We start from the raw sequence: 762 nt of genomic DNA, 5'->3' as shown, positions 1-762 counted from the left end.
AAAAGGTGTCGGTCACGGTCAGGCCGCCCGCGTCGGTGCGGGTGACCGTGACGCTGGTGGTGCCGGTGGTGGTGGGCGTGCCGCTGAAGGTGCCAGTGGTGGCGTCAAAGCTCACGCCTGCTGGCAGTGCCGAGGTGGTGTAGGTGGCCGTCTCGCCGTTGCCTGCGCTGTCCACGTCGGCAAAGTTGCCAAGGATGCTGAAGGGCGTGAGCGCGTTGCCCGCGGTGACGGTTTTGTCAGCTTCTTGAACAACGACGGTGGGCGCGTCGTTGGCGCCCTGCACGGTGACGACCAGGTTGGCCGTCTTGGTGCCCGATGCGTCGGCCGCGGTGTAGGTGAACACGTCGGTCAGGGTGTTGGCCGTGGTGCGCAGGGCTTGCACGGTGGCGTTGCTGTTGTTGACGGTGTAGATATAGCTGCCGTCCGCACCCATGACCAAGGTGCCGTATTGGCCGACGATGGACGTGCCGCCCGTGCCGCCGGTGCTGCCGGCTGTGACCGCTGTGGCGCTGGTGTCGCTGATTTTTTGGATGCCGGTGACGGTGGGTGTGGTTCCAGAGTCATTGCTCAGCACGCCGCTGGTGCCGGCGATGGCGGGGTTGGTGCCTGCTGTGCCGTTGGCGGTGCCGCCTGCTTCCACGGCGGTGGCGGTGTCGTTGCTCAGGGCCAGGCTGGCGCTGACACGGGTGTCAAACGCAAAGCTCTGGATGTTGTTGCCGTCATTCACATAGCCCGTGGCGGGGCTGGCCACGTAGGTGTCTT

General features: G+C 65.9%; 1 protein-coding gene. It reads right to left on the bottom strand.

Going from position 1 to position 762, the window contains the following annotated elements; translation table 11 throughout:
* The coding region (locus tag B9Z49_RS21400; RefSeq protein ID WP_199225145.1) for a VCBS domain-containing protein at positions 1 to 762 on the bottom strand (762 nt) is incomplete at both ends.

The organism is Limnohabitans sp. 2KL-51, from assembly GCF_003063645.1.
Lineage (GTDB): Bacteria > Pseudomonadota > Gammaproteobacteria > Burkholderiales > Burkholderiaceae_C > Limnohabitans_A.
The sequence above is the reverse complement of the archived record's forward strand: the minus strand, read 5'-3'. Positions and strand labels throughout refer to the sequence as shown.